The organism is Bradyrhizobium oligotrophicum (genome assembly GCF_051168495.1).
Classification (GTDB): domain Bacteria; phylum Pseudomonadota; class Alphaproteobacteria; order Rhizobiales; family Xanthobacteraceae; genus Bradyrhizobium; species Bradyrhizobium oligotrophicum_A.
In genome coordinates this window covers 105,850-127,147 of the sequence record NZ_JBNPVB010000010.1, presented here as the reverse complement: position 1 = coordinate 127,147, position 21,298 = coordinate 105,850, and the positions used below count along the sequence as shown (strand labels likewise).

Genomic DNA, 21,298 nt, shown 5'->3' with positions numbered 1-21,298 from the left:
ATACAACGCCGCAACCGGGCGCCCACGCGAGATCGTGCCGCATCCGGATTTGCCGGGGAACCCTGCTCGCCTCCACCAGGAGGGGCGGTCCTCCGTCAATTCGAAGTGAACCTTGAAGCGAACCTTGGACCTGACAACCGGACCTGAGCAGCCGATGCCGATAACGATCCTCGATCTCATCCTGCTCGGTGTCATGCTGGTGTCGGGGCTGCTTGCGATGGTCCGCGGCTTCATGCGCGAGATCCTGTCGATCGCCGCCTGGGGCGCGGCGGCGCTGGTCACGCTTTATTCATTCTCGAAGCTGCTGCCGACCGCGAAGACCTATTTCAACAACGATACCGTCGCCAGCGTCGTCGTCGTCGCCGGTACTTTCGTGGGCACCCTGCTGATCGTCTCGGTGATCACGGTCAAGATTTCCGACATGATCCTCGATTCGCGCATCGGCGCGCTGGATCGCACCCTCGGATTCCTGTTCGGACTGGGCCGCGGCCTGCTGATCGTCGTGGTCGCCTTCCTGTTCTTCAGCTGGCTGGTGCCCGACAAACAGCGCCCGGACTGGGTCACCGGTGCAAAATCCCGTGTGGTCCTGCAGGGAACCGGGGATTGGCTGATGTCGCTCTTGCCTGATGATCCCGAGAACACCATTTTAAAGAAATTCAAGAAGAACAAGCCCGACGACGAACAGACTGATTCCGAGCCGCCCGCTGGCGGCGATGGGTACAGCAAGCCTGCCCGCGACAGCTTGAAGAAGCTGATCGAGAAACCCGCGGCCAAGTAAGCCAGCCCAGAAGAGAGGCGCGATGGACCAGCACCACGATTCTTCCGGCGAAGCCCATACGGACTCCCACGCGGATCTGGACTTCGGACCTCAAGCCTACACCAGAGACCCCGACCTCGATGGAGACACGCTGCGCGAAGAGTGCGGCGTGTTCGGCATTTATGGGCACAATGATGCCGCCGCGATCACCGCGCTCGGCCTCCACGCGCTCCAGCATCGCGGCCAGGAGGCCGCCGGCATCGTCTCCTATGACGGCGCGCGCTTCCACAGCGAACGCCGCCTCGGCCTGGTCGGCGACACCTTCTCCCGGCGCGAAGTGATCGAACGCCTGCCCGGCAACGCCGCGATCGGCCACGTCCGCTACGCGACGACCGGTGCGACCATCCTTCGCAATGTGCAGCCACTGTTCGCCGAGCTCGGCGCCGGCGGCTTCGCGGTCGGCCATAACGGCAACCTCACCAACGGTCTCACGCTGCGTCGCGAACTGGTGCGCGCCGGCGCCATCATGCAGTCGACCACCGACACCGAGGTGATCCTGCATCTGGTCGCGCATTCCCGCCGCACCAACTTCATCGACCGCTTCATCGAAGCGCTGCGTGCGATCGAAGGCGCCTATTCGCTGGTCTGCATGACCAACAAGAAGCTGATCGGCGCCCGCGATCCACTGGGCATCCGCCCGCTGGTCTATGGCGAGCTCGAAGGCTGCCCGATCCTGGCGTCCGAGACCTGCGCGCTCGACATGATCGGCGCCCGCTATATCCGCGACATCGAGCCGGGCGAGGTCGTGATCTTCGACGACACCGGCATGCACAGCCACAAGCCGTTCCCGCCGAAGCCGGCGCGGCCTTGCGTGTTCGAATACATCTACTTCGCCCGCCCCGATTCCGTGGTCGGCGGCCGCTCGGTCTACGAGGTGCGCAAGGCGTTCGGCGCCCAGCTCGCGCGCGAGAGCCATCCTGACGTCGACGTCGTCGTTCCGGTGCCGGATTCCGGCGTACCGGCAGCGATCGGCTACAGCCAACATTCCGGCGTGCCGTTCGAGCTCGGCATCATCCGCAATCACTATGTCGGCCGCACCTTCATCCAGCCGACCCAGGCGATCCGCGAGTCCGGCGTGCGCATGAAGCACTCCGCCAATCGCGCCGCGATCGAAGGCAAGCGCATCATCCTGATCGACGATTCGCTGGTGCGCGGCACCACCTCGCGCAAGATCGTGCGCATGATGCGCGACGCCGGCGCGACCGAGGTACATTTCCGCCTCGCGTCGCCGCCGATCCTCTACCCAGATTACTACGGCATCGACCTGCCGGACCGTGGCGGCCTGCTCGCGGCAACACATTCGCTCGAGGAGATGCGCGAGCTGATCGGCGCCGACTCGCTGGCGTTCCTGTCGATCGACGGCATGTACCGTGCGATGGGCGAGCCGGCGCGCGACCCGGCGGCGCCGAAATACGCCGACCATTGCTTCACCGGCAGCTATCCGACCCACCTCACCGACCAGGCGATGGTGGAGCCGACCCAGCACCAGCTGTCGCTGCTGGCCGAGGCGAGCTGAGGCTCTCTCCCCGCGACGTCATTCCGGGGCGATGCGCAGCATCGAACCCGGAATCCCCGGCTTGTTGATGTCAGTCCCACTCCGAGATTCCGGGGTCGAGGCCTGCGGCCTCGACCCGGAATGACACGCGTATTGAGAGGCGTCCCGGCGAACGCCGGGATCGTAGCCACCGGCCGTGGGTTGGCCGGCAGGACTAGCCACAGGCAGCCAACTCCCTCATAACCGCCGCGGAGTGATGGATCCCGGCTCAAGGCCGGGACGACGCCTGAGAGATGTTGTGATGACCCTTCCCCTCGCCAATCGTATCGCCCTCGTCACCGGCGCCTCGCGCGGCATCGGCCATGCGACCGCACGGGCGTTGGCCCGCGCTGGCGCGCATGTCGTCGCCGTCGCGCGCACGCAAGGCGGGCTGGAAGAGCTGGACGACGAGATCCGGAAAGACACCGGCAACGGCGCCACGCTGGTGCCGCTCAGCATGACCGACAGCGACGGCATCGCCCGGCTCGGCGCGGCGCTGCACGAGCGCCATGGCAAGCTCGACATCCTCGTCGGCAATGCCGCCGTGCCCGGCCCGTCCTCGCCGCTCGGACACATCGACCTCAAGCCGTGGAACGACGTCGTCGCGGTCAACCTGACTGCCAACTTCCAGCTCATCCGCTGCATGGAGCCACTGCTGAAGGTCTCCGACGCCGGCCGCGCGGTGTTCGTCACGTCCGGTGCCGCCCACAAGGCGCAGGCCTATCTCGGGCCCTATGCCGCGACCAAGGCGGCGCTGGAGACCTTGGCGCGGGTCTGGGCCCACGAGACCGAGCGTACGCCGCTCCGCGTCAACCTGTTCAGCCCGGGACCGATCCGCACCCGCATGCGCGCCACGGTGTTTCCCGGCGAGGACCCGATGACCTTGGAGACTCCCGAGCAGGTCGCGGACTCCATCGTACAGATGTGCCTGCCGTCCTGGACCGAGACCGGCAAATTCTACGACTACAAGAACCGCACGCTGAAGAGTTTTCAGCCGCCGGCCTAGACCTTTGCCGCGGTGGCCGGTCGCACGGTTCGAATCTATTTCGCGGCGGGCTTGGCCGCAGGTTTGTCCGTGGCGGCCTTCGCCGAAGCAGGTATCTGGCGATCGCGAGCGGCGGCCAGTTCCTTGCGCAGCTTCTCCTGCTGCTCCGGCGACAGCACCGGGCACGGATCGTCGCGGGGCATGTCGTTCACCGGCAGATAGTTGTACGTAGCCCCGAACTGCGCCGTATCCGACGCGGGTGTCGTGCCCGATGTCGCGCAACCGCCGCTATGGTTCGTGCAGGACTCTGCGCCGTGATGGGACCACGCGACTTCACGTCCGCAGGCTGCCGTTGTCCGGGTGCCATCCGACACGCTGCAGCATCCTGCGGCCATCGCATCCCGCGCTCCACGTTCCGTGACGATCGCGACGCGCTCCTCCTGTCGAGCACGGGACCAAATCAACTCAGCGGATGTTTCCGAAAAAGCGAAGGGTAATTTCGCCGGGGCGGCGGACGCCTGGCTCGGCGGTATCAAGCCGGCCCGGTTGCACCACTCGCATTGCTGGGATCCGCCTGACGCTTTAGCCGCCGCCTACCTCTAATTCCGGTTCCTCGGCGCAAATCGCAGCGAGAAAGTCGATGAACTGCCGCACCCGGGAGGGCATGCGCCGTCCGGCAGCGGTCACTGCGTTGATCGGAAAGGGCGGCGGCGCATGCTGGTCAAGAATTCGTACAACCTCGCCGGAGGCCAGCACATCCGTGAACAACCAACTCGCATGGTGGGCGATGCCGAGGCCCGCGAGGACCGCGCCGCGGACATGCTCGGCGTCGTTCGTGCGGAACGCTCCCCCACCGTCGACCGTGACCTGTCGGCCGTCTACGTGGAAACCCCACCCAATGATATCACCCTGGTAGACGTAGCTGATACGCTGGTGAGTGCGCAGCTCGTCTAACGTTTGCGGCGTGCCGTGTTGGGCAAGATAGCCGGCGGAGGCCAAGGTTATCATCCGCATGTCGCCGATGCGCCGTGCGACGAGTGCTGAATCGGACAGCCGACCGATACGGATTGCGACGTCCATTCCCTCCTCGATGAGGTCGACGTGCCTCCCGGAGACTTCCATCTCGATCGCGACGTCGGGGAAACGATTCCGAAAATCCGATAGCCGAGGGATCACGAACATCCTCCCGAAGGCTGGCGAGAGGGTCACGCGGACCAGCCCCGAAGGGGCCGACTGCCCCTCGAGGAGTCTCTCTTCGACGAAGTCGAGATCCTGAAGAATACGGACGGTGGCCTCGTAATAGTCCTGTCCTGCGGGTGTCACGGCAAGAGCACGGGAATTTCTCGCGAGGAGGCATGTCCCGAGCCGCGCTTCAAGCGCCGCGAGCTGTTTGCTGACCGTCGGTTGGCTGACGTTTAGGTCACGCGCCGCCTGCGAAAAGCTTCCGCTTTCGACGACGCGCACGAACATCCGCATCGCGTCGAGTTTATCCATCACTTTTATTCCGGACTAGAGGCATAGCCCTTTCCGATCTTACCTGCTTGTTTAGATGACGTAGATCTGCGGGCGAAAGGACACCTTCATAGTCGACCGCAACATATCGACTCCCGACGCAAATCATCCCATCACCGTCGGCGGATGGTCATCGATGATTGTCGTCAGAAGAGGAACGCTTCACATCGCAGAAACGAGGGGCGCTCTTGCGCTTGCGGAAGCAACGCATCCGCCTGTTCGAGATGTCCTTGGAGAGTCCGGGCTGAACAGCGTGTGGACCTACGAGACACCCTTCGAAGCGGTTGGCGACATCGCCGGCTATCTCGCTCTTTATCCGGATGGAATGTCGATCGAGCTGGATGATGAGGCCTCGCTACGCAAGCAATCTTCAATCATTCCTATAAGGAATAGATAGCATTCTACAGGCGTTAATGTCATTCGCCAAGCGAATATGAGAAATGGCGTTCGGCCGCCCGCTCACGGGCCCGGAACCGAAAGCAAAAGTTATGGCAATCAAGATCTATGGTGATGCGGGGTCGGGCAGCCTGCGTCGCGTGAACACGGCTGCGAAGATCATGGGCATCGAACTCGAACGCGTTAACGTTGACCTCTTCAAAGGCGAGAGCCAAACCGACGAGTTCAAATCACGTCTCAATCCCCACGGTCTGACTCCGGTTCTGGAGGATGGAGACACCATTCTCTGGGAATCTTCAGCGATCAATCTGTATCTCGCCAACAAAGTAAATTCGCCGCTGATCGGTATCACCCAGGAGGAGCGCTTCCAGGTCCTTCAGTGGATGTTCTGGTCGGGCGAACAATGGCGCACCTTTGCCACCACCATTTTCGATGAGCGCGTCGGCAAGACGGTCATGGGAGCACCGAAGGACGAGTCCCTGATCGAGTCTGCCGAGAGCAAGATTCGCGCCGCAGCGAAGGTACTCGACCAGCATCTTGCAGGCCGCAAGTTCATGGTTGGCAATGCATTGACCTTTGCCGACATTGATATTGCGGCGCCCTTCTCCCAGGCGGATCGTGCGAAGTTTCCGTTCAAGGAATACTCAAACCTCATCGCTTGGCACGACAATCTTCTCCAGTCGTTCCCAGCGTGGGCGGAGACGAAGGCTGAGGTTGACAACCGGATGGAAAGCTTCCTGGCGAGCGTCGGCGTGAAACTATAATTTCTGGTGGTCTGGCCAGCGCGCATATGAAGATGGTGCGCGCTGGCCGGAATCGCGACGATCTTGTCCGCGGCACGGTGGGCGGCTCATGGCCACTGACCATCTCTCCAGGGCACCATCAGCTCGCCGCAGTAACGCGCTCGTCGAGAAATCCGATCACCGCATCGAAGGCCTGCCGCCGATTGCGTTCCATGAGAACCATGTGGGTCGCCTGCCCGATCTCGACCAGGCGCTTGTACGGCGCGCGCACCAGCCGCGCGAACAGGTCGTGGGCCATGTCGAACCGGACGTCGGCGTCCCACTCCGCCGACAGCACCAGAACCGGACAGCCGATCGTGCCGGGATCATAGACCGGCTGGTCGGCGGTCCAATGGACGCGCACGTCCTGCACCGCGCCGGACGGTGCACGGATTGCGCCGGCGTGCGGCGAGCCTTGGTCGGTTGCGAGCGTCGCCTGCTCCCAGCTCTCGAACCAGCCGTCCGGGATCAGTTGGCGGCGCGCATGCTCCGGGGCCGCGCCACGCCACACGGCTTCGAAGGCGCGCGGGATGACGATCCGGTAGGCGCCGAGCGGCCCGCCGGCATCGATGCGCAGCGGCTCCTTGGACAGCCAGAGCGGCGTGACCAGGATCAGCTTCTCGACCTTCGCGTCGGCTGCGCTCGCGAAGGCGCCGGCGATGGTGGCGCCCCAGGACATGCCGAGCACGTTGACGCCGACGATGTCGCGGGACCGGCAGATGAAGTCGACGGCGGCGGCAAAATCCTGGAGCGCGGTGCGCGCCGTCACCACCGGCGCGCCCTGCTCCGGCGCCCGCGCCATCTCCGGCGGCCGGCTGGAGCCGCCATAGCCGCGCGCGTCGACGGCCCAGACGTCGTAGCCGGCTCGGGCCAGCACGTCCATGAAGGACGCGCCGGCCACGGCCACGTCGAACAGGCTCGCTGACGAGAAGGTCGCGCCGTGCATCATCACGAGCGTGCGCTCGGCCGAGAAGCCCGGCAGATCCGCGAGGCGCTTGTTGATGAGGTGAATCTGCACATCGGGCTCCGGGCCGGCGATCAGCCGGCTCTCGGACACGACGCGCGGTGAAGACGAGGCGGTGTTGGTCATGGTCATGATGATGTCAGCTCAAACGAAGTGCCATGCGAACCGGTCGCCGTCGCGACTGATCCGGCCGGCCGAGGATTCGGCAAAGTGGGTGGTGAACACGAGGGAGCCGGTCTCGGCGGCGTGGTTCATCGCCCATCGGCGCGACGTCGGCGCCGCTTCGGGAAATTCGCAGTAGACCGAGTTCCAGTCCGGACGCGCGACCTGCAGCGGATGATGCATCACGTCGCCCCAGAACAGCGCGCGCTCGCCGCGCGAGGTGAAGCTGATGCAGGCATGATCGATGCTGTGACCGGGGCTCGGCAGGAAGCGGAAGCCGTCGGCGACCTCCGAGCCGTCCACCACGACCTGCCGCGCGAGGCCTGCCTCGACGATCGGCCGGACGCTGTCTTCGTAGACCCCCGGCAGCGGCGGATGCAGCATCGGGCCGAGCCTCGCCGCATTCCTGATCGCGGCATCCGAGCCGTCGCCGGCCGACAGCGCCGCCAGATAAGCGTGCTCGCGGCCGGAGAAGAGATGGAGAGCGTTCGGAAACGCCGGCACCCAGCGGCCATTGGCGAGGCGCGTATTCCAGCCGACGTGATCGGCGTGCAGATGCGTCATCAGGACGAGGTCGACATCGGCGGGGCCGACGCCTTCCGCCCGCAGCCGGTCGAGAAACGGCTCGTTCAAACGGTGCAGCACCGCTGCACCCGGCCGCTCCTTGTCGTTTCCCGTCGCCGTGTCGATCAGGACCACGCGCTCCGGCGTCCGCACCAGCCAGCTATGGATGCTCAGGCGCAACGCCCCCGTTCGCGGATCGACCGATCCCGGCCCGATCGTGCTGCGTTCCCGGGCGATGCTGTCGGGGTCGATGCCGGGAAACAGAAACGCGCCTTCGACGGCATCGAGGCCGATCTCGAAGATCCTGGTGACGGTGGCGTCCCCGACGCGATAGGTCGTGCTGTCTTGCATGGTTGGCTGCCTCGATCCGACGATGACCTTGTCTCGAGCGAGATCTAGGACTAGGTCTTACATTCCTCAAATCGATCCAGCTCATGCAGTCCATCGACCACTTCGATCTTCGTTCCTTCGACCTCAATCTGCTGGTCGCGTTCGACGCGCTGATGCAGGAACGCAGCGTCACGCGCGCAGCTGCGCGCCTCAAGGTGGGACAGCCGGCGATGAGCCATTCGCTGTCGACGCTTCGCGTGCTGCTGCAGGACGAGTTGTTCGTCCGCGTCGGCACCGTGATGCAGCCGACGCCGCGCGCCGCGTGGCTCGCCGGCCCGGTTCGTGCCGCGCTGGGACAGATGCAGGCCGCGTTGCACGCGACCCCGGCGTTCGATCCGGCAACGGAGCAGCGCACCGTCCGCTTGGGATTTTCCAGCGAGGTGGAGCTGCTGCTGATCCCCGAACTCACGGCGGTGCTGCGTCGCTCGGCGCCCGGCTTGCGGCTCATCAGCCGTCCGACGGAGCGCAACGAGGCGCACCGGCTGCTCGACGAGGGGGCGCTGGATCTCGCGGTCGGCTGCTTCGAGGCGGTCGTCCAGCGGCACAGATCCCAGCTCCTGTTCGAGCAGGCGCTGAGCTGCGTCTACAATCCCAAGCACATCGCGCTGAAGATGCCGATCAGTCTGGCCGACTACCTGTCGCTCCCGCACGCGCTGGTGACGCTGACGAACAGCCTGCAGGGCTGCCTGGAGGCGGCGCTGGACGAGATCGAGACCGAGCTCAACGTGGTGTCAGCCTCTTCGGAATTCCTGAGCGTGCTGGCGACCGTGGCCGCCTCGCCCGTGATCACGACGATCCCGACCCGGATGGCGAGGCTGTACGGGCCGCGCTTCGAGCTGGCGCTCTGCCCTCCGCCGTTGAAGCTGCGGCTGCCGGCGGTGTCGATGGTCTGGCCGCTGCAGCTGGATCGTGATGCGGCCTCGGTCTGGCTCAGAAACACGGTCGCGCAGATCCTGCACACGACCGAGCGCGCCGCCTGCCGCATCGCTGCCGGATAGCCTTGCCGATGCTGCCGGCCGACGGCATCGCAGGGAGGGCAGGAATCATGCGTCTCCACCCATGCCGGCACACGCTCGAACGCGCGAGCCTTAACGTCCTGGATCCTAACCTCTTGGCCCCGAGTTGAACCTTCGGTTAGAACGCGACTCTTTCGAGTCGTCCCCCGCCTCCGTCCGAAGGAACTCTGATGGCCTTGATGCCGGTGTCCGATGCGTTGTCCGCGGTGCTCGCCGGCGCCGAGCCGCTGGCCGAGGAGCAGGTCGGGCTGGACGAGGCGTTTCACCGGGTGCTGGCGCGTGACCTCGCGGCGCTGCGGACGCAGCCGCCCGAGGCGATGTCGGCAATGGACGGCTATGCAGTCCGCGCGGCCGATGCCGGCACGGCGCAGGCGCGGCTGACGGTGATCGGCGAGGTCGCGGCGGGGCGGCCGTTCGATCGCGCCATCGGCCCCGGCGAGGCGGCGCGCATCTTCACCGGCGGCGTCGTGCCCGCGGGCGCCGATACGGTCATCATTCAGGAGAACACGGTTGCCGACGGCAACCACGTCGTCATCACCGAGCCGGCGATCAAGGGCCGGCACATCCGCCCCGCCGGTGTCGACTTCCACGAAGGCATGGTGCTGCTCAAGACCGGGCGCCGGCTCAGCGACCGCGACCTGTCGCTGGCCGCGAGCATGAACCATCCGGCCCTGCCGGTGCGGCGGCGGCCGAAGGTGGCGCTGCTCGCCACCGGCGACGAGTTGGTGATGCCGGGTTCGACGCCCGGTCCGGGCCAGATCGTCTATTCCAACGGCTACGCCTTGCGCGCGCTCGTGCGCGGCGAAGGCGCCGCCGCCATCGATCTCGGCATTGCCGCCGATACGCTCGATGCCACCGTCTCCGGCATCCGCCGCGCGCGCGAGGCCGACGCCGACATCCTGGTCACCACCGGCGGAGCGTCGGTCGGCGATCACGACCTGGTCAAGCAGGCGCTGGAAGTCGAGGGCACCGAGATGGCGTTCTGGAAGATCGCGATGCGGCCGGGCAAGCCGATGATGCACGGCCGGCTCGGCGGCATGAGGGTGATCGGCCTGCCCGGCAACCCGGTGTCGTCCTATGTCTGCGCGATCCTGTTCCTGGTGCCGCTGATTCGGCGCCTGCTCGGTCGCGACGAGGCGCGGATGCCGCGCGAGACCGCCCTGCTCGGCCGCGAGCTCGGAGCGAACGATTCGCGCGAGGACTATCTGCGGGCACAGCTCGAGGAACGCGCCGACGGCACGTTGATCGCAACGCCGGTGACGCAGCAGGATTCGTCGCTGCTCGGGAATCTCGCGCTATCGCAGGCGCTGGTGATCCGTCCGGCCTTCGCGCCGAAGGCGCCGGCCGGCAGCCCGTGCGAGATTCTCCGCCTGCCCGAGTGACCGCCGCGCGAGCCGGCTCCCCCCGGCAAAGCCCGGCCCCATTTATCATATTTTAAGGATTGCGGAACACACATCGAACAGATAGTGTCCGTTCATGATTTGTTTTTAGTATGTTGCGGGCGACACGAATAGTCCGTCCGACGCTCACGCGCTCCGGGATTTCAGAGCTCACGGAGTCGGACGACATCAACCGGGGACCAAGTCGAGATGCTGACGCGCAAACAGTACGAACTTCTGCGGTTCATCAATGAACGGCTCAAGGAAGCCGGGGTGCCGCCGTCCTTCGACGAGATGAAGGACGCGCTCGATCTGCGCTCGAAGTCCGGCATCCATCGCCTGATCACGGCGCTGGAGGAACGCGGCTTCATCCGCCGGCTGCCGAATCGCGCCCGCGCCATCGAGGTGATCAAGCTGCCCGAGCTGTCGCAGGCTGCGAGCAACCGCCGCGGCTTCACGCCGTCGGTGATCGAAGGCAATCTCGGCAAGGTGCGCACCTCGACACCTGCGCTCGACGACGGCGAACGCCCGGTCGCGGTGCCAGTGATGGGCCGCATCGCCGCGGGTACGCCGATCGAGGCGCTGCAGACGCGCAGCCACACCATCAGCGTGCCGGCCGACATGCTCGGCAATGGCGATCACTATGCGCTCGAGGTGCGCGGCGATTCGATGGTCGATGCCGGCATTCTCGACGGCGACATGGCGCTGATCCAGCGCAACGAGACCGCCGATACCGGCGACATCGTCGTGGCGCTGATCGACGATGAGGAGGCGACGTTGAAGCGCTTCCGCCGCCGCGGCGCGTCGATCGCGCTGGAGCCGGCCAACACCGCCTATGAGGTCCGGATCCTGCCGCCCAACCGGGTCAAGATCCAGGGCAAGCTGATCGGCCTGTATCGCAAGTACTGATCGCGGCCGCGCAGGCGGCGCACGTCCGAAGGCAATTCAAAGCCAGCGCGGCGGCGCGAGCGTATGCACGTCTCGCCCGCCGCACAAAATCAAGTCACGCGAATGCACCTCATGAGGTGTAGCCCGATGTGCAGCGCCGAACGCTCAAACGCTTGTGATCGCGCGCGGGCACACGCCATGCAGATCAGCGCAGAATTGCCGCGAAGCGCGCGCTAACATCGCTCCTGATGTCCACTCTGATAGAGGCCTGCGCCTGTCCGGGGGGAGCGTGGGTCGGCTATCTCTCAGCGAGGAGCGATCCGATGTGTGACTACAGCCTCCATGCCGTTGCGTCCCGCCCTGCCAAAGTCGGCGAGACGCTGATATCGACGACGTTCCGCGGCACCGCGACCCGCGGCTTCGCGCTGGAAAGCGAGCCGACCGTCGCCGTCTGCATGCTGCCCGGCACCGAGCTCGCGTTTGCCGAGGACGTCCGCTACGACAGCCGCTGGCTGTGGACCCGGACCATCCGCGAGCGCGTCGCCAAGTTCAACACGATCGAGAAGCACATCCCGGATCGCCATCATGACGCGATCGAGTTCGCCGACGGCCGCCACGTGCTGGTGACGCAGCTCTGCGAAGGCCAGCGCGTCACCGTGCTGCAATTGCCGGTCACCAAGCAGCCGGCCGACCGCCGCCCGGACATCGCGGACGAGGTTCAGACCACAGGGACATCACCGATCCGCCGCATCAGCATCACCTGACGCGCTGATCGGACCACACGCTTCGGATCGCGCAAACGACGCAAGCGACTCGCGGCCGGCTCTTGCCGAAACCGGGAGCCGCCCGCGCGGGGGCTGAAATTCGAACCGATTAATCCTCCTCGCCCTGCTCCGTCTCCGGCGGCGTTGCGTCCTGGCTGCGCGGCGGTGCCGCGCGCGGCGTGAGCGTCGCTTCGAACTCGCCGGCATCCTGAGGCGCCGGCCACCATGGCCGGTCGGTGCTCGCCGCACGCACCGGCGCGACCGCGAAGCCGTGGCCCTGGCGCGTCAGCATCAGCGCGCCCTGCTGCTGCAGGCGCCGGCGATCGATCACCGCAGCGGCGCAGGACGGCGGCGCGGCGCGCGCGGCCACGACCAGCGCCGCGCGGACGCAATCATCGCCCAGCGCATCGGCGCGCAGCGCCATCGCGACGAAGCGGCCGTCTGACATCGCCACCACGCAGCCGGCCTCGTCGCACGACACGCCGTCCCCGAGCGACGCGTCGGCCGGCAGCCGTGCGTCTGCGTCGGCGGCGAGCCATTCCCTGGTAACGAACACGTCCTTGCCGGTGCGCATCACGTGCAGCCGTCCATCGCCGCCGCGCACCGCCACGCCGCGTCCATCGCCGGAAATCAGGATGTCCGGCCGCGGCGTCGCGGCCGCCCAAAGCGTCGCCGCGGTCAGCACGACGGCGCCCGACCAGCGCAGCGGCGTGCGCAGCAGGCCAATCAGGATCAGCCCGAGACTGGCCAGGATCAGCGGGCCGATGCCGAACGCCGGGATGCGGCCGACGGCGCCGGGCAGCGCCGCCACCCAGCGCGTCACCGCGATCATCCAGTCGATGCCGAGCCCCATCAGCGTCCACCAGGGCCCGTCGAGGCCGAACGGCGCCGCGAGCAGCCCCAGCAGGCCGGCGGGCATCACCAGCACCGAGACCACCGGCATGGCGGCAAGATTGGCCAGCACGCCATAGGGCGTGACGCGGTGGAAATGGAACGCGGCATAGGGCGTCGTCGCCAGCCCCGCGATCAGCGAGGCCAGCAGCAGCATCGCAAGCTCCCGGCCGCCCCACAGCGCCATGCGCTGCGCGGTCGAACTGTCCGGCGTCGCGAACAGTCTCGGCAGGCCGAACTGCACCAGCGCGACGAGGCCGAGCGTCGCTGCGAACGACATCTGGAAGCTCGGATGCACCAGCGCTTCGGGAGCGGCGACCAGCACGATCATCGCGGCCACCGCGAGCGTGCGGAACGTGACGGCGCGGCGATCGACCATGACGGCGATCAGCACCACCGCGGTCATGAAGAACGATCGCTGCGTCGCGACCTCGGCGCCCGACAGCAGGAGATAGAACGCCGCCGCAGCCAGCGCCGCGGCGGCCGCCCATTTCTTGATCGGGTGGCTCACGGTGAGGCCGGGAATCAGCGCGAGCAGCGCACGCACGGCGAAGAACACGACGCCGGCGACGACCGCCATGTGATAGCCGGAGATCGACAGCACGTGGCCGAGGCCGGAGACGAACATCGCGTCGTTGACATCGGGCGTGATGGCGTCGCGCCGCCCGGTCAGAAGCGCGGTGGCGATGGCGCGCTCGTCGCCGTCGAGCCGGGCGCGGATGCGCGCATCGATCGTGTCGCGCAGGCCCTGCATGACCGCCGCATAGCGCAGGCCGAAGCCGCCCTGCTGCGGCGGCGTCACGGTGGCGATCGACCCCATCACGAAGCCGGAGGCGCCGATGCCCTGGAAGAACATGTCGCGGGCAAAATCGTAGGAGCCGGGACGCACCGGCGCCAGCGGCGGCAGCAGCCGCGCCTTCATCTGCACGAAGCTGCCGACGTCGGGCGCCGTGCCCTTGCGCACCGCAAGCCGCACGCGCGCCAGGCTCACGCTGCTGCGCTGGCTCTCCATCGATGACACGCGCAGCACGATGCGGTCGCTGCGCTCGCGGATGTCACGCGCCTCGACGAAGCCGGACAGCGCCACCGAATACAGCGGCCGCGCCAGCACCGGATGCGCCACGCGCGCCGTCTTCACCGTCGCCACCGCAAAGCCGGACGCGGCGGCGGCGATCATCACGACGACCGGAAACAGCGCATGCCGCCGCATCAGCACGGCCACCGCCCCCAGCACGAGCGCCAAGGCGGCGCTCACCCACAGCACGGGCTCGTGGTCGGCCGCGAAGTACAGCGCGATGCCGGCACCGAACGCAACGGGCACCCAGGGGAGCAGCCGCCCGGCGCCCGCCTCCTCCCGCGCCCAGCCTTGCAGCCGGGCCGCGAAGGACGACCACGCGCCGGCGCCGATCGCGGGCCAGCCGCCGGCCAGCGCGCCGCGCGGCGGCCAGACATCGGCCATCACGCCCACGATCCCGCGACGCCATCCTGGCGGCCTGACCGGCTCCGCCATTGCCCACACCACCCGCAACCGACAGGAGGATGAGGCTACCGGACCGGGCGCGAGCACGCCTAGCGGAACGAAACGGGAATCACCACAATGCGTCGCACGGTGCACTGGAACCCCGGGCGGCGCTGCGGGTTAGCGAGTCATGGACACCTACGACAATCGCAATCCTTTCGCCGATCTCGCGCTCGAGAAGGCGATTCATCTGCGCTGGGCGCTCCGGGACATCAAGGCCCGGCGGCTTGCGCTATCCCCCGTTGCCGAAGAGGACCTCTCGCTGCTCGCCGAGCGCGGACTCGTCGACGTCAGTGACGGCGTGCCGACACTGACCGACGCCGGGCAGGACGCGATCGACTGATCTGCACGCGTCCCGCCGTCTCCGCTCGCCTCAGCCCTTTGCGACTTCCTTCGCGAAGGTGTCGCGAAGGCCGATGGTGCGGTTGAACACGAGCTTGTCCGGCGTCGAGTCCGGATCGCGGACGAAATAGCCCTGGCGCTCGAACTGCATCGGCTCAATCGAATTGCTCGCCGCGATCGCCGGCTCGATGCGCGCATCGGTCAGCACCTCCAGCGAGTTCGGATTGAGGTCGGCGGTGAAGTCGGCCGCGTTCGGGCTCGGATTGGCGAACAGCTGATTGTAGATACGGATCTCGGCTTTCAGCGACTGCGCGGCCGACAGCCAGTGCATCGTGGCCTTGACCTTGCGGCCGTCGGGCGCGTTGCCGCCCTTGGTCGCCGGATCATAGGTACAGCGCAGCTCGACGATCTCGCCAGCCTCGTTCTTGATGACCTCGCGGCACTTGATGAAATAGGCGTAGCGCAGCCGCACCTCGGTGCCGGGCGACAGGCGGAAGAACTTCTTCGGCGGGTTCTCCATGAAGTCGTCCTGCTCGATGTAGAGCTCGCGGCCGAAGGCGATCCTGCGCGTGCCGGCTGTGGGATCGTCGGGATGGTTGATCGCCTCGAGCTCCTCGATCTGGCCTTCCGGATAGTTCTCGATCACGACCTTCAAGGGACGCAGCACCGCCATGCGGCGCTGTGCCGTGCGGTTCAGCTCCTCGCGAATGCAGAATTCGAGCATGCCGACGTCGACGATGCTGTTGGCTTTCGCAATGCCGATGCGCTTGATGAATTCGCGCACCGCCGCCGGCGGCACGCCACGCCGCTTCAATCCCGCGACGGTCGGCATGCGCGGATCGTTCCAGCCGGAGACGTGGCCGTCCTGGACGAGACGCGTCAGCACGCGCTTCGACAGCAGCGTGTAGGTCAGATTGAGACGCGCGAATTCGTACTGGTGCGGATGCGACGGCACCGGCAGCTTGTCGAGGAACCAGTCGTAGAGCGGCCGGTGATCCTCGAATTCCAAGGTGCAGATCGAATGCGTCACGCCCTCGATCGCATCCGACTGGCCGTGAGCGTAATCATAGCTCGGATAGATCTTCCAGGTGTCGCCGGTGCGCGGGTGATGGGCGTGCAGGATCCGGTACAGCACGGGGTCGCGCAGGTTGATGTTGCCGGCGGCCATGTCGATTCTGGCGCGCAGCACGCGCGCGCCGTTCGGAAATTCGCCGGCCTTCATGCGCCGGAACAGGGCGAGATTTTCCTCCACCGAGCGGTCGCGGAACGGGCTGTTCCTGCCGGGCTCGGTAAGCGTGCCGCGCGATGCGCGGATCTCCTCCTGCGTCTGGTCGTCGACATAGGCAAGCCCGGCCTTGATCAGGCCTTCCGCCCAATCGTAGAGCCGCTCGAAATAATCCGAGGCAAAGAACAGGTTGTCGCCCCAGTCGTAGCCGAGCCAGCGCACGTCGGCCTGGATGGAGTCGATGTATTCCTGCTCTTCCTTGGTCGGATTGGTGTCGTCGAAACGCAGATTGCAGCGGCCGCCGAACTCCTTGGCGATGCCGAAATTGAGACCGATCGACTTGGCATGGCCGATATGCAGGTAGCCGTTCGGCTCCGGCGGGAACCGGGTGACGACCGCCTTGTGTTTGCCGCTGTCGAGATCGGCCTGGACGATGTCGCGGATGAAGTCGCGCCCTGCCTCTGCCGTCGCCGCATTGTCTGTCGTGGTCATCAAGAATGTCCTGCTCCGGAATCTGGAAGCCTATCTGCCAAATCCGCTTCCCCCAAGGAAGGCTTTAGTTATGCGATAGGCCTGCTATACACCCCCCGCCCTCTTGAGCCCCTGCCTGGATTTCGTGCTGCCGCCCATGACCTCCCCGATCGTCACGCGCTTTGCCCCCTCCCCGACCGGTTTCCTCCACATCGGAGGCGCCCGGACGGCCCTGTTCAACTGGCTGTATGCGCGCGGCCGCGGCGGCAAGATGCTGCTCAGAATCGAGGACACCGACCGCGAGCGCTCGACCGATGCGGCGATCACGGCCATCCTCGACGGGCTGAAATGGCTCGAGCTCGATTGGGACGGCGACGTCATCTACCAATACAGCCGCGCCGCGCGCCATCGCGAGGTCGCCGAGCAGCTGCTCGCCAGCGGCATGGCCTATCGCTGCTATGCCACGGCGGAAGAATTGACCGCCATGCGCGAGAAGGCGCGCGCGGAGGGCCGCACCCGGCTCTATGACGGCCTGTGGCGCGACCGCGATCCGAAGGAGGCGCCGGATGACGTCAAGCCGACGATCCGGCTGCGCGCGCCGCTGACCGGCGAGACCGTGATCGAGGACCAGGTGCAGGGCCGCGTGGTCTGGCAGAACGAGAACCTCGACGATCTCGTTCTGCTGCGAGGCGACGGCAATCCGACCTACATGCTGGCCGTGGTGGTCGACGACCACGACATGGGCGTCACCCACGTCATCCGCGGCGACGACCATCTGATCAACGCCGCGCGCCAGAAGCAGATCTACGACGCGCTCGGCTGGACGGTACCGTCGATGTCGCACATCCCGTTGATTCACGGGCCCGACGGCTCGAAGCTGTCGAAGCGCCATGGCGCGCTCGGCGTCGATGCCTACCGCGCCATGGGCTACCTGCCGTCGGCGCTGCGCAATTACCTGGTGCGGCTCGGCTGGAGCCATGGCGACCAGGAAATCTTCTCGACCGAGGAGATGATCGCGGCGTTCGACCTGCCGGCGATCGGCCGCTCGGCGGCGCGCTTCGACTTCGCCAAGCTGGAAAACCTCAACGGCCACTATATCCGCCACGCCGACGATGCAGCGCTGGTACGCCAGTTCGAGGACGTGCTGAACTACGTGCCGAACGGGGCGGCCCTGAAGGCCAAGCTCAACGACGCCACCCGCGCGCAGCTCACCCAGGCGATGCCAAGCCTGAAGGAGCGCGCCAAGACGCTGCTGGAGCTGATCGACGGCGCCGCCTTCATCTTCGCCGAGCGGCCGCTGGCCGTCGACGCCAAGGCCGCAGCCCTGCTGACGCCGGACAGCCGCGCGCTGATCGGGCGGCTGCACGGAGCGCTGGCGGCGGTCGAACCGTGGAGCGGACCGGCCACGGAGGCCGCACTACGTGCGTTTGCGGAGGCCAACAATCTCAAGCTGGGCGCGGTGGCCCAGCCGCTGCGCGCGGCGCTGACGGGGCGGACCACGTCGCCCGGTATTTTCGACGTTTTGGCAATTCTGGGGCGCGACGAATCCCTGGGCCGTCTTCAGGACCAGGCCACCTCATAAGGTCTCATCGCCCCCATCTTGCAGCGCACAGGGCAATACGATACGCATCTGTGCGGCACCGACCGGTGTCCGGCTCTGACACTCATGACGCGTCGCGGCGACCCCGTCGACGGCTGTGAGAGCCGACGGACACTCGTAGGTAAGTATAAGATTCCAGTACGGTTTCGGATTTGACCTTCGCTTAAGGTCTTCGCGGCGACACTCGGTGCGAACATCATTGACGCGAATGTCAAAGCCACCGGACTGGATAAGGTCCACCCGCCCTGCCATCTCTCACAAAGAACAAGGGCCAAGCCTAACGATCGCATCGGGGACAAACGATGGACGCAAACTCCGCAAGCAAGACCGCGACCCTCACCGTCGGCAACAAGAATTTCGATCTTCCGATTCTGAGCGGCACCGTGGGCCCCGACGTCATCGACATCGGCAAGCTCTACGCCCAGGCCGGGATGTTCACCTATGACCCCGGCTTCACCTCCACCGGCAGCTGCCAGTCCAAGATCACCTATATCGACGGCGACGCCGGCGTCCTGGAATACCGCGGCTACCCGATCGAACAGCTCGCCGAGAAGGGCGACTTCCTGGAGACCTGCTATCTCCTGCTGTACGGCGAGCTCCCCACCAAGGCGCAGAAGCAGGATTTCGACTATCGCGTGACCCATCACACGATGGTGCACGAGCAGATGGCCCGGTTCTTCCAGGGCTTCCGCCGCGACGCCCATCCGATGGCGGTCATGGTGGCCTCGGTCGGCGCGCTCGCCGCGTTCTACCACGACTCCACCGACATCAACGATCCGAAGCAGCGCATGATCGCGTCGATGCGGATGATCGCCAAGATTCCGACCCTGGCGGCGATGGCCTACAAATACACCATCGGCCAGCCGTTCGTGTATCCGAAGAACTCGCTCTCCTTCGCCGAGAACTTCCTGCACATGTGCTTCGCGGTGCCGTGCGAGGAGTACAAGCCGAACCCGGTGCTCGCCGACGCGCTGGACAAGATCTTCATCCTGCATGCCGACCACGAGCAGAACGCCTCGACCTCGACGGTGCGCATCGCGGGCTCCTCGGGCGCCAACCCGTTCGCCTGCATCGCCGCCGGCATCGCCTGCCTGTGGGGCCCGGCGCATGGCGGCGCCAACGAGGCCGCGCTGAACATGCTGGCCCAGATCGGCACCGTCGACAAGATTCCGGACTTCATCGCCAAGGTGAAGGACAAGAACAGCGACGTGCGCCTGATGGGCTTCGGCCATCGCGTCTACAAGAACTACGACCCGCGCGCCAAGATCATGCAGAAGATGTGTCACGCGGTGCTGAAGGAGACCGGCCACGCGGACGATCACATGCTCAAGGTCGCGCTGGAGCTGGAGAAGATCGCGCTCAGCGATCAGTACTTCATCGACCGCAAGCTCTATCCGAACGTCGACTTCTATTCGGGCATCACGCTGAAGGCGATGGGCTTCCCGGTCTCGATGTTCACCGTTCTGTTCGCCGTCGCCCGCACCGTCGGCTGGATCAGCCAGTGGAGCGAGATGATCGAGGACCCGCAGCAGAAGATCGGCCGTCCCCGCCAGCTCTACACCGGCGTCGCGACCCGCGACTATGTCGACATGGACAAGCGCGGCTGATCCGAGCACCCCGGATCAATCATCACAGGCCCGTCCAGCACGCTGGACGGGCCTGTTTGTTTGCGGTTGGATGCGACTGCGCGAGGCTTGCCTCGCGAGCGGCTGCAGTGGCCAGCCGGTGTTTGGATCGAAGTAAGAAGTAACAAGTGAGGAGCAGCCGTAGGGTGGGCAAAGCGGCCGCCGCAGGCGGCAGCGTGCCCACCATCGGGCTACGCGCTGCGGCGCGAGACGGTGGGCACGGGGCCACCACGATCTCGCATCGGGAGACAGCATGGGCGCGCCTTGGTCCACCCTACAGCCGACGCAAACTAATCAGGATGTTCCCTGCCGTCCGCCGCGCATCGTCGCCAGCACGATGTCGGCGGCGCGCACGCTCGGTGAGGCCGCGCCGGTCGCCATGATCGTATCGAGGCGATTGAAGGCGTCGACTTGGCGGGCGCGGATCGGGCCGTTGCTCAGGAGGTCGACGAGCACGGGCGCGAGGTTGTCGACAGTGCAGGCTTCCTGCAGGAATTCCGGGATGACGTTGTCGCCGATCACGAGATTGGCGAGGATGACCGACTGCACGTTGACGAGGCGTCGGAGGATGAAGGCTTCGACCGCGCCGACGCGATAGGCCGTGACCATCGGCACGCCTGACAGTGCGAGTTCGAGCGTCACGGTGCCGGACTTGGCGAGCGCGGCGCGCGCGGTCCTGAAGGCGGCGCGCTTGTCGGCCTCGCTCATGACGATCGCAGGCGCAACGGGCCAATCGGCAACACCTGCCCTGACGGTGGCTTCGAGATGCGGCGTCGTCGGCAGCACCGCTTCGAACGCCACGCCCTGCGCGCGCAGGCGCGCCAGCGTCTCGCCGAACACCGCCATGTGCCGCGCGACCTCGCTGCGGCGGCTGCCGGGCAGCACCAGCAGCACCGGCGGCTCGGCATCGCGGCGCGCCTGCTCCGCCGCAGCGGGGCGAAGGCTCGCGAGCTGTTCGATCAGGGGATGGCCGACATAGGTACAGGGCGGCCCGCCCAGCCTGCGAAACGCCTCCGGCTCGAACGGCAGCAGGCCAAGCACGTGATCGACATAGCCGCGCATCGTGCGCGCCCGGCCCGGACGCCAGGCCCACACCGTCGGCGCGACGTAGTTGACGATCGGGATTGCGCCATCACGGGCATGAACGCGCTTCGCCACGCGCTGGGTGAAATCGGGGCTGTCGATGATGACGAGCACGTCGGGCTGCGCCGCGACGATCGCATCGACGGTGCCGCGGATCAGCCGCAGGATCTTGGGCAGTTGTTTGAGTACGCCGGTGAAGCCGACGAGCGAGAGCTCCTCGATCGGAAACAGCGAGGTGAGCCCCTCGCGCGTCATGCCGCGGCCGCCGACGCCGGAGAATTCGACGCCGTCGCCGAGGCGCTGGCGCAGCACCTTCATCAGGCTGGCGCCGAGACGATCACCGGACTCTTCGGTCGCAACCAGGCAGATCCTGCGCATAGCCGGGTCGG

The 21,298-nt window shown here is 66.4% G+C and carries 19 protein-coding genes; 12 read left to right on the top strand and 7 right to left on the bottom strand.

What is annotated here, in order from left to right:
* The first annotated feature begins 154 nt into the window (after nucleotides 1-154).
* From ACQR1B_RS19920 to ACQR1B_RS19910, 3 genes are all read left to right on the top strand, one after another.
* Entirely contained in the window at nucleotides 155-778 is a 624-nt protein-coding gene (locus ACQR1B_RS19920; RefSeq protein ID WP_434833276.1) for a CvpA family protein, read from the top strand.
* A gap of 22 nt (nucleotides 779-800) precedes the next feature.
* A complete protein-coding gene (gene purF / locus ACQR1B_RS19915) occupies nucleotides 801-2,333 on the top strand; it encodes an amidophosphoribosyltransferase (RefSeq protein WP_434833277.1) in 1,533 nt (510 codons plus the stop codon).
* A 280-nt stretch (nucleotides 2,334-2,613) separates the two neighbouring features.
* Nucleotides 2,614-3,357, top strand: coding sequence for an SDR family NAD(P)-dependent oxidoreductase (locus tag ACQR1B_RS19910; protein ID WP_434833278.1), 744 nt, complete (start codon nucleotides 2,614-2,616; stop codon nucleotides 3,355-3,357).
* A 35-nt stretch (nucleotides 3,358-3,392) separates the two neighbouring features.
* Here the strand turns inward: ACQR1B_RS19910 and ACQR1B_RS19905 are convergent, their stop codons facing one another.
* Both ACQR1B_RS19905 and ACQR1B_RS19900 read right to left on the bottom strand, forming a co-directional pair.
* Complete coding sequence (locus ACQR1B_RS19905) at nucleotides 3,393-3,710, bottom strand: hypothetical protein (protein ID WP_434833279.1); 318 nt, start codon at nucleotides 3,708-3,710, stop codon at nucleotides 3,393-3,395.
* 208 nt (nucleotides 3,711-3,918) lie between these two features.
* Entirely contained in the window at nucleotides 3,919-4,830 is a 912-nt protein-coding gene (locus ACQR1B_RS19900) for a LysR substrate-binding domain-containing protein (protein WP_434833280.1), read from the bottom strand.
* A 154-nt stretch (nucleotides 4,831-4,984) separates the two neighbouring features.
* On the opposite strand from ACQR1B_RS19900, the gene ACQR1B_RS19895 reads away from it, so the two are divergent.
* On the top strand, nucleotides 4,985-5,245 hold the full coding sequence (locus tag ACQR1B_RS19895) for a hypothetical protein (RefSeq protein WP_434833281.1): 261 nt from the start codon (nucleotides 4,985-4,987) through the stop codon (nucleotides 5,243-5,245).
* Nucleotides 5,246-5,288: 43 nt separating this feature from the next.
* Entirely contained in the window at nucleotides 5,289-6,008 is a 720-nt protein-coding gene (locus tag ACQR1B_RS19890) for a glutathione S-transferase family protein (protein WP_434833282.1), read from the top strand.
* Between the two features lie 118 nt (nucleotides 6,009-6,126).
* On the opposite strand, the gene ACQR1B_RS19885 is transcribed toward ACQR1B_RS19890, so the two are convergent.
* Nucleotides 6,127-7,122 carry an alpha/beta hydrolase gene (locus ACQR1B_RS19885; protein WP_434833283.1) on the bottom strand — a complete coding sequence of 332 codons (996 nt, stop codon included), beginning with the start codon at nucleotides 7,120-7,122 and terminating at the stop codon, nucleotides 6,127-6,129.
* A 12-nt stretch (nucleotides 7,123-7,134) separates the two neighbouring features.
* A complete protein-coding gene (locus ACQR1B_RS19880) occupies nucleotides 7,135-8,067 on the bottom strand; it encodes an MBL fold metallo-hydrolase (protein ID WP_434833284.1) in 933 nt (310 codons plus the stop codon).
* A gap of 83 nt (nucleotides 8,068-8,150) precedes the next feature.
* Between ACQR1B_RS19880 and ACQR1B_RS19875 the strand changes: the two genes are divergently transcribed.
* From ACQR1B_RS19875 to ACQR1B_RS19860, 4 genes are all read left to right on the top strand, one after another.
* The gene (locus ACQR1B_RS19875; RefSeq protein ID WP_434833285.1) at nucleotides 8,151-9,104 is read left to right on the top strand and encodes a LysR family transcriptional regulator; all 954 of its coding nucleotides are present in this window, start codon (nucleotides 8,151-8,153) and stop codon (nucleotides 9,102-9,104) included.
* Nucleotides 9,105-9,292: 188 nt separating this feature from the next.
* Nucleotides 9,293-10,504 carry a molybdopterin molybdotransferase MoeA gene (locus tag ACQR1B_RS19870; RefSeq protein WP_434833286.1) on the top strand — a complete coding sequence of 404 codons (1,212 nt, stop codon included), beginning with the start codon at nucleotides 9,293-9,295 and terminating at the stop codon, nucleotides 10,502-10,504.
* 207 nt (nucleotides 10,505-10,711) lie between these two features.
* The gene (lexA, locus tag ACQR1B_RS19865) at nucleotides 10,712-11,410 is read left to right on the top strand and encodes a transcriptional repressor LexA (protein WP_434833287.1); all 699 of its coding nucleotides are present in this window, start codon (nucleotides 10,712-10,714) and stop codon (nucleotides 11,408-11,410) included.
* 302 nt (nucleotides 11,411-11,712) lie between these two features.
* Nucleotides 11,713-12,153 carry a hypothetical protein gene (locus tag ACQR1B_RS19860; RefSeq protein WP_434833288.1) on the top strand — a complete coding sequence of 147 codons (441 nt, stop codon included), beginning with the start codon at nucleotides 11,713-11,715 and terminating at the stop codon, nucleotides 12,151-12,153.
* Between the two features lie 109 nt (nucleotides 12,154-12,262).
* Here the strand turns inward: ACQR1B_RS19860 and ACQR1B_RS19855 are convergent, their stop codons facing one another.
* Nucleotides 12,263-14,554 carry a ComEC/Rec2 family competence protein gene (locus tag ACQR1B_RS19855; protein WP_434833289.1) on the bottom strand — a complete coding sequence of 764 codons (2,292 nt, stop codon included), beginning with the start codon at nucleotides 14,552-14,554 and terminating at the stop codon, nucleotides 12,263-12,265.
* Nucleotides 14,555-14,693: 139 nt separating this feature from the next.
* Here ACQR1B_RS19855 and ACQR1B_RS19850 point away from each other — a divergent pair, with 139 nt between their 5' ends.
* Nucleotides 14,694-14,906, top strand: coding sequence for a hypothetical protein (locus ACQR1B_RS19850; RefSeq protein ID WP_434833290.1), 213 nt, complete (start codon nucleotides 14,694-14,696; stop codon nucleotides 14,904-14,906).
* A 30-nt stretch (nucleotides 14,907-14,936) separates the two neighbouring features.
* On the opposite strand, the gene ACQR1B_RS19845 is transcribed toward ACQR1B_RS19850, so the two are convergent.
* Nucleotides 14,937-16,622 (bottom strand): glutamine--tRNA ligase/YqeY domain fusion protein, encoded by a 1,686-nt coding sequence (locus ACQR1B_RS19845; protein WP_434833291.1) that lies wholly within the window; start codon nucleotides 16,620-16,622, stop codon nucleotides 14,937-14,939.
* Nucleotides 16,623-16,758: 136 nt separating this feature from the next.
* On the opposite strand from ACQR1B_RS19845, the gene gltX reads away from it, so the two are divergent.
* A complete protein-coding gene (gene gltX / locus ACQR1B_RS19840) occupies nucleotides 16,759-18,183 on the top strand; it encodes a glutamate--tRNA ligase (RefSeq protein ID WP_434833292.1) in 1,425 nt (474 codons plus the stop codon).
* A gap of 320 nt (nucleotides 18,184-18,503) precedes the next feature.
* Complete coding sequence (gltA, locus tag ACQR1B_RS19835; RefSeq protein ID WP_434833293.1) at nucleotides 18,504-19,808, top strand: citrate synthase; 1,305 nt, start codon at nucleotides 18,504-18,506, stop codon at nucleotides 19,806-19,808.
* 312 nt (nucleotides 19,809-20,120) lie between these two features.
* On the opposite strand, the gene lpxB is transcribed toward gltA, so the two are convergent.
* On the bottom strand, nucleotides 20,121-21,287 hold the full coding sequence (gene lpxB, locus ACQR1B_RS19830; protein WP_434833294.1) for a lipid-A-disaccharide synthase: 1,167 nt from the start codon (nucleotides 21,285-21,287) through the stop codon (nucleotides 20,121-20,123).
* Nucleotides 21,288-21,298 lie beyond the last annotated feature (11 nt).

Excerpts from the sequence above, each read along its gene's own strand:
- ACQR1B_RS19880 (WP_434833284.1), bottom strand. The coding sequence starts at position 8,067 with ATGCAAGACAGCACGACCTATCGCGTCGGGGACGCCACCGTCACCAGG.
- ACQR1B_RS19920 (WP_434833276.1), top strand. The coding sequence starts at position 155 with ATGCCGATAACGATCCTCGATCTCATCCTGCTCGGTGTCATGCTGGTG.
- lpxB (WP_434833294.1), bottom strand. The coding sequence starts at position 21,287 with ATGCGCAGGATCTGCCTGGTTGCGACCGAAGAGTCCGGTGATCGTCTC.
- ACQR1B_RS19855 (WP_434833289.1), bottom strand. The coding sequence starts at position 14,554 with ATGGCGGAGCCGGTCAGGCCGCCAGGATGGCGTCGCGGGATCGTGGGC.
- ACQR1B_RS19860 (WP_434833288.1), top strand. The coding sequence starts at position 11,713 with ATGTGTGACTACAGCCTCCATGCCGTTGCGTCCCGCCCTGCCAAAGTC.
- purF (WP_434833277.1), top strand. The coding sequence starts at position 801 with ATGGACCAGCACCACGATTCTTCCGGCGAAGCCCATACGGACTCCCAC.
- ACQR1B_RS19895 (WP_434833281.1), top strand. The coding sequence starts at position 4,985 with ATGATTGTCGTCAGAAGAGGAACGCTTCACATCGCAGAAACGAGGGGC.
- ACQR1B_RS19890 (WP_434833282.1), top strand. The coding sequence starts at position 5,289 with ATGGCGTTCGGCCGCCCGCTCACGGGCCCGGAACCGAAAGCAAAAGTT.
- ACQR1B_RS19910 (WP_434833278.1), top strand. The coding sequence starts at position 2,614 with ATGACCCTTCCCCTCGCCAATCGTATCGCCCTCGTCACCGGCGCCTCG.
- ACQR1B_RS19875 (WP_434833285.1), top strand. The coding sequence starts at position 8,151 with ATGCAGTCCATCGACCACTTCGATCTTCGTTCCTTCGACCTCAATCTG.
- gltX (WP_434833292.1), top strand. The coding sequence starts at position 16,759 with ATGACCTCCCCGATCGTCACGCGCTTTGCCCCCTCCCCGACCGGTTTC.
- ACQR1B_RS19850 (WP_434833290.1), top strand. The coding sequence starts at position 14,694 with ATGGACACCTACGACAATCGCAATCCTTTCGCCGATCTCGCGCTCGAG.
- ACQR1B_RS19845 (WP_434833291.1), bottom strand. The coding sequence starts at position 16,622 with ATGACCACGACAGACAATGCGGCGACGGCAGAGGCAGGGCGCGACTTC.
- ACQR1B_RS19870 (WP_434833286.1), top strand. The coding sequence starts at position 9,293 with ATGGCCTTGATGCCGGTGTCCGATGCGTTGTCCGCGGTGCTCGCCGGC.
- ACQR1B_RS19885 (WP_434833283.1), bottom strand. The coding sequence starts at position 7,122 with ATGACCATGACCAACACCGCCTCGTCTTCACCGCGCGTCGTGTCCGAG.
- lexA (WP_434833287.1), top strand. The coding sequence starts at position 10,712 with ATGCTGACGCGCAAACAGTACGAACTTCTGCGGTTCATCAATGAACGG.
- gltA (WP_434833293.1), top strand. The coding sequence starts at position 18,504 with ATGGACGCAAACTCCGCAAGCAAGACCGCGACCCTCACCGTCGGCAAC.
- ACQR1B_RS19900 (WP_434833280.1), bottom strand. The coding sequence starts at position 4,830 with ATGGATAAACTCGACGCGATGCGGATGTTCGTGCGCGTCGTCGAAAGC.